Raw genomic sequence first — 10,210 nt, forward strand, 5'->3', positions numbered from 1 at the left:
CGCTCTGCCGCAGTTCCTCGCGTAGCACGCGGCGAAGCGTCTCTTCCAGCGGTTCGGCCGCGTTGCGCACGTGGTCCCGCAGGACCGAGTTGATCAGGCTCTGGTAGTTGCCGCCACCCGCCGCATCCACCTGCGCGCGAAACCAATCCAGCACCTCGTTGTCCAAACGGATGGTGATTCGTGTCTTTCCCGCAGGCGTGGGGTCGATTGCGCCTCGCCGTCCCATACTGAAATCGTACTCGTCTTTCATCGGTCGCCTCGATCGTAGAGAACTCGCTCTGTCCGCGACGCCCGGCGCGCGGAAATCAGGCGCACTGTTCCTATTCCTCGCCACGTGTAAACCACCACGACGATTCGGCCCAGGCTATCTGTGCCGATCGTGGCGTAGCGCTCCTCCTCTGGGTGTGGGTCCTCCACCGTGATCGCGTCCTCGTCTTGCAGCGCACCTACGGCGTCAGCAAACCGAACTCCATGCTTCGCGGCGTTGCTGCGTGCCTTCTTCGGGTCCCATTCATATCGCATTGGAGTGTATGCACGTCCGTGCACCGGGTCAAGGAGGAAAGGAAGAAGCGCCGTCCTGACGGGGACGGCGCTTTGAGCAGCCCGGCTACCGCAGTATGCACGGCACCCAGTCGAACCTCACTCGACGTTCTCCCCTCTCCCGCGCTGTTTGCGGGGGAGGGGCCGGGGGAGGGGGAACCCTGTTGCTACGCCAGCGGAAGCCCCGACGTGGCGCGCGTCTGCTCGTCGTGGAGCGCGCGGAGCGGGGCGATGTCGGGATGTTCTACGCCGCTGCCGAGTTCCTCCACGAACAGGCAGGTTGCGCGGCCGCCGGACGCTGCGTCGTAGCGCCGCTCCCATTCGCGCATCGACTGCTCGTCCGCGCCCGTCTCGTACGGAAAGGTGACCGGCGGGTTCTCGGTGTCCACCCGCCACGGCTTGGGCGTCAGCCGCGCGCGAAAGCTCTTTTGCACCTGGCACAGGCGGATGTACTGCGGATCGGCCCCCAGCGCCGTCATGGTGGCCTGCACCTCGGCGTCGGTGGGCGAAAATGGCGCGTGCGTCACCAGGTAGCGCATCCCCGAGTGCGTGCGGTACACGCGCACCCGCCAGTCCGGGTGCGACGCAATCCAGTTCCGCAGCCGGGCCAAGGGCGCGGTGGGCGGGTCTCCCGGCGTCCACCCGCCGGGAGCGGCCGCAGGGGGCGCGGCCGGCGCCGGGGTGCGCGGGCCCAGGACGGTGTCGGCGATGGACTTCAACCCGGGCGGCACCGGCAGCGCATCCACCAGCCCCCACAGCGGATGCGACGTCGTCGGCGGGGTGGCGGGCCGCGATGCCGGCTGGGCGTCCGCGGCGGGAACGTCGACGTCGATGAAGAAAGCCCGCGCGGCGTTCAGCACCAGCGCGCCATACGAGTTGCGGGTGATGGCCGCATCGGGCACGTCGGGCGACCCGGTCGCGAAAAACTCCCGCACCACCTCCTCCCGCAGCGGGCGGTCGCCGTAGGTGTAGCGCTCGGGAAAGCCTTCACCCGCACTGATGCGCGCCGCCACGCGCCCCACCGCCTCCTGCGCCAGCGACTGCGCCTCGGCGGGGCTGCTTCGCGAGCCACGCCATACGTGGAACCGCACCGGCTTGCCGGCCGGGGTGACGGCCTGGGACTCTGCGCGCGACCAGTAGCGGGGAATCAGCATCGGTTGGCCTCCGGGCGGGTGGACGGGGCGACGACTGTGGACCGTGCGGTGCGTTCAGTATCTGCGCCGCCGGGCGGCGCCGCAAGCTCCCCGTCCACCTCCATCGTACCGGGGCCGGGGCGACGCGATCATCGTGGTTGTCCCGCTCATCGCTCGCACGTACTTTCCGCATCCGGCAGCCTCAGCACTCGCCTTCCCCAGGCTGGCCGCCCCGTCCCGCCGCACGACTTCACTCCATCGCACCCAACAATGACCGAAACCGAGAAGCTGGACCCCGAGCGCTGGGCAACCTGCGTGAAGCTCGCCCGCACCCTGCTGATGGTGGGCGACGATGACGGCGACCTGGTGCTGAAGTACCTGGACGTGTTGATCGACCACGGGCTGACGAAGACCGACAAGCCGAAGAAGGTGCTGGTGGTGGGGGCGGGGATCGCGGGGCTCGTTTCCGCGTGGCTGCTGAAGGAGGCGGGCCACCACGTGACCATCATCGAGGCCAACGGCAACCGCGTCGGCGGGCGGCTGAAGACCTTTCGCTACGACCAGTGGCGGCCCGACCTGCCGGCGCCCTTCCGCGATCCGCGCCAGTACGCCGAAGCCGGCGCCATGCGGCTTCCCAACTTCCACCCGCTCGTCCTTGCCTTGGTGGACAAGCTGGGGCTGAAGCGCCGCCTGTTCTACAACGTCGACGTAAAGCCCGGCACCGGCAGCGGCACCGTGCCCCCGGTGGTCTACAAGTCGTTCACCGGGGCCGAGTGGCGCAACGGGCCCGACGTTCCGTTCACCGCGCCCGACAAGGTGAACAACGCCTGGATCCGGGTGAACGGAAAGCAGGTGCGCAAGAGCGAGTACGAGAAGGACCCGCGCGCCATCAACGCTACCTTCGGCATGCCCGAGGAGCTGCGGGGGAAAACGACGAACCAGCTGGTGAACGACGTGGTCGACAAGGTGCGCGACTACTACTCGACGGTGGACCCGGTGACCCGCGAGCGGAAGAGCAAGCCGTTCCAGGAGTGGGTGGAGGGCTGGGCGCGCGTCATCTACGACTTCGACCAGTACTCCATGTGGGGCTTCCTCAAGGAGCACGGCAAGTTCGCCGACGGGACCATCGAGGCGGTGGGGACCATCGAGAACCTCACGTCTCGGCTGCCCCTGTCGTTCTTCCACAGCTTTCTGGGGCGCAGCGACATCAACCCCAGGGCCACGTACTGGGAGATCGAGGGCGGAAGCTGGCGGCTGCCGTACGCGTTCCTCTCGTTTCTGCGCGACGAGATCGTCATGGGGCGGCGGCTGGTGCAGATGGAGTACTGGCACCCGGACCGCGACTGCTCGGGGTGCACGCACGTGGGGCCCGATGGACCGGCCGTGTGGATCAAGACGGTGGATGAGCACGCCGACGAGGACCGCGGCGGCAGCCCGCAGCCGCCCGAGTTCCAGGAGTTCAGGGCCGACGTGGCCATCATCACCATTCCCTTCAGCAGCCTGCGCCACGTGATCGTGGACCCGCTGTTCAGCTACAAGAAGGGCAGGGCGGTCATCGAGCTTCACTACGACTCCGCCACCAAGGTGCTGCTGGAGTTCAGCAAGCGCTGGTGGGAGTTCAGCGAGGCCGACTGGAAGCGCGAGATGAACGCCATCCGCCCGGGGCTGTACGACGAGCACGCCCGCGAAAGCCAGGCGAAGGGAACGGCGCTGCTGGGCGCGGACCCCGATGTGGACGAGACCCGCATCGCCAAGCGCGAAAAGGCGTTCTACGCCGAGCTTCGGCACCAGGAGGCGCCCGACCGCGAGGCCACGCACGTCTTCGGCGGCGGGTCCATCACCGACAATCCCAACCGCTTCATGTACTACCCGTCGCACCCGGTGCCGGGCAGCGACGGCGGCGTGGTGCTGGCCAGCTACAGCTGGGCCGACGACGCGGCCCGGTGGGACTCCATGAGCGACGACGAGCGGTACGCCTTTGCCCTGCGCGGCCTGCAGTCGCTGCACGGCCGGCGCATCGAGGTGTTCTACACCGGCAAGGGGCAAACGCAGAGCTGGCTGCGCAACCGCTACGCCTTTGGCGAGGCGGCGGTGTTCACTCCCGGGCAGGTCACGCAGCTTCACCTTCACATCCCCACCCCCGAGGGCCCGGTGCACTTTGCCGGCGAGCACACCTCGCTGAAGCACGCATGGGTCGAGGGCTCGCTGGAATCCGCCGTGCGCGTGGCGCTCGAGGTGAATGGCGAGGTGAGCGCGTGAGCGGCCCCGTGGACGACCGGTGGACGGTGGCGCGCTACCTGTCCGCGCGCCTGGCGGAGCTCGGCGTCACCGACCTGTTCGGCGTTCCCGGCAACCACCTGGGCCCCTTCCTGCCCGTGGCGCGCCGGGCCGGCATCCGCTGGGTGGGCAACTGCAACGAGATCAATGGCGGCTACGCGGCCGACGGCTACGCGCGCGCGACGGGCCGCCTGGGCGCGGTGGCCGTCACCTACGGCGTGGGCGCGCTGTCCGTGCTCCAGCCGGTGGGCGGCGCGTACGTGGAGCAGATTCCGCTCGTCGTCATCACCGGCGCGCCGACGTACGAGCAGTGGCAGAACCTGAAGGCGATCGGCCTGCTGACCAGCCACATGAGCCCCAACACGCGCAGCAACGTCGACGCCTTCCGGCAGGTGACGGTGGATGCGCAGGTGGTCACCAGCAGCCGCATGGCGCCCGTGCAGATCGACGGCGTGCTGACGGCGTGCCTGACCGAGCGGCGCCCCGTCTATCTCGAGGTGTGGGAGAACGTGTGGGACGGCGAGTGCGACGCCCCCGCCGGACCCATCACCGCGCGCCCCCGGCCCACCTCCGCGGCCATGGACCGGATGCGCACGGCCGCGGTGGACGAGGCGGTGGCGCTGATGGAAAAGCTGGGGTGCCCCATCCTGTGGGGCGGAGAAGAGATCGACCGCTACGGCCTGCGCGCGGAGTTCGAATCGCTGGTCGACGCCACGGGGCTGCCCTTCTGCACCACCATCGGCGGCAAGTCGGCCGTGTCGGAGAACCACCCGCTGTTCCACGGCGTCTACAACGGCAAGGCCAGCCTGCCGGAGATCTACCGCATGTTCCAGGACGTCGCCGGGTGCCGCGTGGGGCTGGGCTCGTGGGCCACCTCCAAGAACCTGGGCGGCACCCGCTCCGTGGGCGACGACTGGATCGTCGCGGCGCACCAGGGCGTCAGCGTGGGGGCGCGCTACTTCCCCGACGTCAAGCTGGGCGAGTTCATCACCAGCCTGCGCGACGCCCTGGTGCAGCGTCGGATCGCCGCGGAGAGGGCGGATGCCCCGGCGGACTACTACAGCTCCGCGGAGGGGTCGCGCGAGATGGCCGTCGGCGGGCCGGCGGCCGTGCCCTCCGCGGACGAGGGACTGACCTACGACGGCTTCTTTGCACGAATCAGCGCTTTTCTGGACGAGGCCGCCTCCGGCGAGGGCACCGCGGCCACGTCGCCGTATGTGGTGGTCTCCGACGCGGGCTTTTCGCTGCTGGGCTCGCAGAACCTGAAGATGCCGCAGCCGCGCACCTACTTCTGCCAGGGCTCGTGGCTGGCCATCGGCTACTCGGTGGGTGCGGTCACGGGGGTAAAGGCCGCGCTGCCGGACAAGCGCGCGCTGGTGTTCGTGGGCGACGGATCGTTCCAGGAAAGCTGCCAGGAGCTTTCTACCCAGACGCGGCTGCGGCAGGACAACGTGGTCTTCGTGATGAACAACGACGACTTCTACGGCATCGAGCAGATGCTGGTGCACCCGTGCTTCTACGATCCCGCCTCGGGCGAGGAGGCCGGCTTCTACAACGTGCTCCACAAGTGGAAGTACAGCCGCCTCGCGGAGGTGTTCTCCGGCGCCGACACGCCGATGACCGGCGTGGTGGTGGGCACGCACGGCGAGCTGGACGCGCTGCTCGGCCGGCTGGCGGATGGGGACGACGCCATCAACGCCGGCCCCGTGCTGGTGCAGGTGCGCCTGCCGCGCGAAGACTACCCGCGAGCCATCCACTACGAGGTGACGAAGCACTGCGGCTCCGGCAAGCACTGACCGAACTCGGTGGATACGAAGAGCCGCGGAGGGCGCCCAGCCCTCCGCGGCTCCAGCTGCGGTTCACTCGCTCTCGAGCGAGGCCTCGGCTGGGTCGGGCGAATGAATTCGCTGCAAGAACCACACGAAGTCCGCCTGCGCGGACTGGCTTGTTTTCGTGTGGAGAAGTCCGTGTGGCGCGCCCGGAATGTGTGGCGGATCCCTCAGTCGCTGCGGAGTACCGCGAATGGGCCGGTTCGCCGGGGCCGCTCCATCGGGATGACATCCCGCGCTGCGGCGCCGGCGGCCCATGTCGGGGCCTTTCCGCTGGTCCAGCCGCGGGTCAGCCGCCCGCCGGCGGCCAGCCGCTACACCGGCTGCATCAGGCGAAGCGCCAGCCCCGAGCGGCTCTTCATCCCCAGCTTCGCCAGGATGTGCTCGGCGTGGCGGCGTGCGGTGGAGTGGCTGATGAAGAGTTTCGCGGCGACCTGCCGATCCGTCATCCCCGATGACAGGAGCGACGCCACCTCGGCTTCGCGCGCCGTCAGTCCCCACCTCGCCTGGAGCACGCCTCCGGGCGGGAGCAGCGCCCGCGGAGCATCCACCGAGACCACGACGGCGATCTCGCTCTCGCCCGCCCACAGCGTCCCGCTCAGCCGGTATGCGCCACGGCGGGTGCACACCTGGCGCTCCGCGGGCGCGAACGCGTCGCCATCCGTGCGCCCGCACAGGGGAAAGCGGAGGGCGCAGAGGCTCCGCGCCAGCCGCTGTGCTTCGCCCGTGACCGTCGCTGCCTCGGGATCGCTTCCCAGCGCGCCGATGCAGGCCCGGTTCCGCCCGATCTCACGACCCGCACGGTCGTATACCAGGGTGGCGCCCGGCAGCGCGTCCAGCAGGCCCGCCATGTCGGTTTCGCGGCTCCGCAGGCGCTGCAGTGCGCGCAGGGCTCCCTTGAACGAGGGCAGCAGCATGCGCATCAGCATGGGCCCACGCTCCTCCATGTACGTCGCGGCGCCCCTGCGGCCGTAGGAGACGTACAGGATGCTCGGATGATCGAGCGAGTGCGTGTACAGGCCCTGGGCCTGGATCATCCCCAGCGACTCGCGCACTTCCCAACACGCCGTCCGCTCCGCCGCCTTCTGCTCCCATCCCACGGCCTGCAGCATCCGGCCGTCGTGAAAGACCTCGTTTCCCGTGGCGCGCATCCGGCCATCCATCGCGGCGTTCAGCGGATCGGGGCGGGTGAGAACGGTGGCGGCCTCGTCGGTGAACTCCGTGCGGTACCCTTCTGCCACCACGCGCGGGCCTCCGTCGCCCATCCCGATGAAGATGGCGTGGTCCGCCGCAAAGAGCTCTCGCACGCATGCCTGTACGTCGTGCACCCACTGCTCGGGTGTCGCGGCATCGAAGGGCGAGGAAAGCACCTGCAGCGTACTCGTGAGCCGGCCGACCTCGGCGGAGTTGAGGATGAGGGACATCGGGCGGGGGCGTCAGGAGGGTGCAGCGGCGGCAAATAGGGCATTTGTCCGACGCGGCAAGGTAGGACGCGCGGGTAGAGTGTGCAACGGAAACGTTCGCTTCTCACCGGGCACCCACGAGCCGAAACATGTCTCGCACTCTCCCTACGACCGTGATCGCCGCGGCGCTGTTCGCGGCGGCCTGCGCTCCCGCGCTGAACACCCGCGCCGCGGCCTTCAGCTCGGGCCGGATCACCATCACCACCGTCGGCTCCGGCCCGGACGTGGTGCTGATCCCCGGCCTCGCCTCCTCGGCGGAGCAGGTTTGGAGCGGCACCGTGGCGGCGGTGCCCGGCTACCGGTATCACCTGGTGCAGGTGTCCGGGTTCGCGGGCTTTCCCGCGGGCGACAACGCGCGGGAGGGCCGCGTCGTGGAGGCCATCGCCGAAGAGATCGCGAGATACATCCGGGAGCAGCGGCTGAAGCGGCCGGCGGTGGTCGGAATGTCGATGGGCGGCACGCTGGCCATGCTCGTGGCCACCCGCCATCCAGGCGCCGTTTCCAAGCTGATGGTGGTGGACATGGTTCCGTTCGGAGGTGCGCTGCTCGGCGAAACGGACCCGGAAGGCGCGCGCCCCAGGGCCGAGCGCAGCCGGGAGCGGATGCTTTCCGAAAGCGACGAGGCGCGGCGCCGTGGGCTGACCGCCCAGGTCGCGGAGATGGTGCGGACGGACAGCCTGCGGGCCAGGGTGACGGAACTCGGGCTGGCGAGCGACCGCGGGGTCTCGGCGCGATCGTTCCACGACGTGATGACGATCGATCTGCGGCGGGAAATGGCCCGCGTGGATGTGCCGGTCACCGTCCTTTACGTCCACGCACCCCTCATTCCGCTTTCCGCGGAAGCGACGGATTCCCTGTACCGCGAAGCCTACGCACACGCTCCGCGCGTGACGCTGAAGCGCATCGACGACGCGTATCACTTCATCATGCTGGACCAGCCGCGGGTGTTCGCGGCCGAGGTGCGCGCGTTCCTTCGGTAGGGCGCAGGCGCTGGGCGGCGCGGGCGAGACCGCGGAACCGTGGAGGGCACCCAGCCGTCCGCGGCTCCGTTGCGGCTTCACACGCTCCTAGGGCGGGGCCTTGACGGTGCCGGGCGAATGAATTCGCTGCAACAACCACACGATGTCCGCCTGCGCGGACTGGCTTGTTCTCGTGTGGAGAAGTCGGTGTGGCGCGCCCTGAATGTGTGGCGGATCCCTCAGTCGCTGCGGAGTACGGCGGATGGGCAGGTTCGCCGGGACCGCTCCATCGGGGTGACATAGTGCGCTGCGGCAGGCGGGCGTGCGAGAGCCGCGGAGGGCACCCGGCCCCTCCGCGGCTCGTCGTTTCCTCCGCGCCTCCGCGTGATGCCCTTCGCCGTCAGGGATACACGTACACGTCCTCGTCGGCCGTCATTCGCTCCCACGAGTAGCGGAACGCGGCGTAGATGGTGTCATCCTCCAGCTTTACGAACAGCTCGTCGTTGATGTAGTTGGCCGAGTGCGACAGGTTGTGCGAGCCGGTGAACACGATGCGGCGCGTCTCCGTGGATCCGGCGTAGCGGCCCTTGATCAGGATGAACTTGTCGTGCGTGTTGATCCTGCGCACGGCGATTCCCGCGTTGCGCAGCGTGGCCAACGCCTGCGAGCCGATGGAGCCCACCGCGACGGAAACCCAGCATCCCTGCTGCTTCTTGGAAACCAGCAGCTGCGCCACGTTGTTGCGCGTGTCGTTGAACATGTTCTCGGCCACGCGGATGGCGCAGGCCGTGTCGGGCTCCACGTAGTTGATGCGGTTGTACACCAGATCCGTCTCCTGCTCCGGCGACGCGTACACCTGCAGGTTGAAGGTGCTGCCGCCGAAGTAGCCCCGCCCGGACGACGAGTCGTAGAAGTCGTTGTTGGCGTAGCTGGTCTTGGCCCACAGCGGCGCCCAGTACTTGGCGACGAAGTTGTCGTACAGCGTCTTGTCGCCGTACACCGTCACCGTGTTGTTGTACGTGTTGGCCCCGGTAGCGTACGTCAGGTTGGCCGAGCCGAACCAGCTCACGTTGTCGCGCAGCACGCCCGCGGCGTCTCTCGTACGGCTGAACAGGAACAGCTTGGAGTGCATGATGGCGCTGGCGTGCCGTGCGATGCACCCGTCCCATCCCTCGCCCGTGTAGGTGCCCCCGTTCACGCACCAGCGGAAGCGCGTTCCGGCGCCGCTGTCCAGGTACGCCTGCAGGTCTTCGGGCGAGGTGTCGCTGTCGTCCGCGGGATCGCCCGGGTGATGGTTGCCGCTCATCACCACGTACACCGCCACGCCGCGGTCCTTGGCCCGGTGAAGCGCCGCCTGCACCACGTTGGCGCTGATGTTGTGGACGGCCGCGCGGATGGTGGAGCCCGCCGGGGCGTTGTCGATCAGGTAGATGACGTGGTTGAGGATGGACATGTCCTGCGTGGCCCCGGCGCGCAGGTCCGTGAAGTGCGCCTCCATCCGCACGGTGCCGGAGGTGGCCGCGGCCATCACCCGCGAGGGCGCCTGCGGAGCGGGGATCGTCTCGCGCGTGGGCGCTACGACGCGCGGTCCCGCGTCGCAGGCGGCGAGCGCGAGCGCGGCGGCCACGGCCACGGCAAGGTGGCGGCTGGGGAACGATGGATTCATGGTGCTTCGTGGGACCGGGGGAACCTGCGGGATGGGGATGCAGAGATTTGCCGCCAGAAACGTTCCAGAACTGATCGTGTCCGTCGAGTTGCTGGCGCGATGCCCGGCGTACTCCGATCTTTCGTTTATCCATCCTCCCTCACCGCCACTCCCATGAACCCAGTCGCCGCGCGATCCACGGCTCTGCGATGCGTTCTCCTCGTCGCCCTGATGCTCCTCGGATCGCCTCTGGAGGGACAGGCCCCGGGAGCCGGGCCGCGGCCCAGAATGCGGGAGTTCGTAAGGGCGCTCCAGGGTGATCGGGAGCAGCTCGAAGACTTCTTCCCCCGGCGCGACCCGTGGG

Annotated in this window: 8 protein-coding genes; 3 read left to right on the forward strand and 5 right to left on the reverse strand. The window is 69.0% G+C overall.

The window, feature by feature from the left end; all coding sequences use genetic code 11:
- From VIB55_RS24220 to VIB55_RS24225, 3 genes are all read right to left on the reverse strand, one after another.
- A partial coding sequence (locus VIB55_RS24220; protein WP_331879258.1) for a BrnA antitoxin family protein occupies positions 1–250 on the reverse strand: 250 nt, incomplete at its 3' end.
- Positions 247–522 (reverse strand): BrnT family toxin, encoded by a 276-nt coding sequence (locus tag VIB55_RS25575; RefSeq protein WP_349263075.1) that lies wholly within the window; start codon positions 520–522, stop codon positions 247–249. The genes VIB55_RS24220 and VIB55_RS25575, both read right to left, overlap by 4 nt.
- Positions 523–707: 185 nt before the next feature.
- Positions 708–1,694, reverse strand: coding sequence for a hypothetical protein (locus VIB55_RS24225; protein ID WP_331879259.1), 987 nt, complete (start codon positions 1,692–1,694; stop codon positions 708–710).
- Between the two features lie 249 nt (positions 1,695–1,943).
- On the opposite strand from VIB55_RS24225, the gene VIB55_RS24230 reads away from it, so the two are divergent.
- The gene (locus VIB55_RS24230; protein WP_331879260.1) at positions 1,944–3,932 is read left to right on the forward strand and encodes a flavin monoamine oxidase family protein; all 1,989 of its coding nucleotides are present in this window, start codon (positions 1,944–1,946) and stop codon (positions 3,930–3,932) included.
- Entirely contained in the window at positions 3,929–5,746 is a 1,818-nt protein-coding gene (locus VIB55_RS24235; RefSeq protein ID WP_331879261.1) for an alpha-keto acid decarboxylase family protein, read from the forward strand. The genes VIB55_RS24230 and VIB55_RS24235 overlap by 4 nt, the downstream gene beginning before the upstream one ends.
- 347 nt (positions 5,747–6,093) lie before the next feature.
- Here VIB55_RS24235 and VIB55_RS24240 read toward each other — a convergent pair whose 3' ends face one another.
- Positions 6,094–7,203 (reverse strand): helix-turn-helix transcriptional regulator, encoded by a 1,110-nt coding sequence (locus VIB55_RS24240; protein ID WP_331879262.1) that lies wholly within the window; start codon positions 7,201–7,203, stop codon positions 6,094–6,096.
- A 128-nt stretch (positions 7,204–7,331) separates the two neighbouring features.
- On the opposite strand from VIB55_RS24240, the gene VIB55_RS24245 reads away from it, so the two are divergent.
- Complete coding sequence (locus VIB55_RS24245; protein WP_331879263.1) at positions 7,332–8,222, forward strand: alpha/beta hydrolase; 891 nt, start codon at positions 7,332–7,334, stop codon at positions 8,220–8,222.
- Positions 8,223–8,601: 379 nt separating this feature from the next.
- Here VIB55_RS24245 and VIB55_RS24250 read toward each other — a convergent pair whose 3' ends face one another.
- Positions 8,602–9,867 (reverse strand): phospholipase D-like domain-containing protein, encoded by a 1,266-nt coding sequence (locus VIB55_RS24250; RefSeq protein ID WP_331879264.1) that lies wholly within the window; start codon positions 9,865–9,867, stop codon positions 8,602–8,604.
- Positions 9,868–10,210: the final 343 nt, after the last annotated feature.

Origin of the sequence: Longimicrobium sp., assembly GCF_036554565.1 — a bacterium.
GTDB lineage: Bacteria > Gemmatimonadota > Gemmatimonadetes > Longimicrobiales > Longimicrobiaceae > Longimicrobium.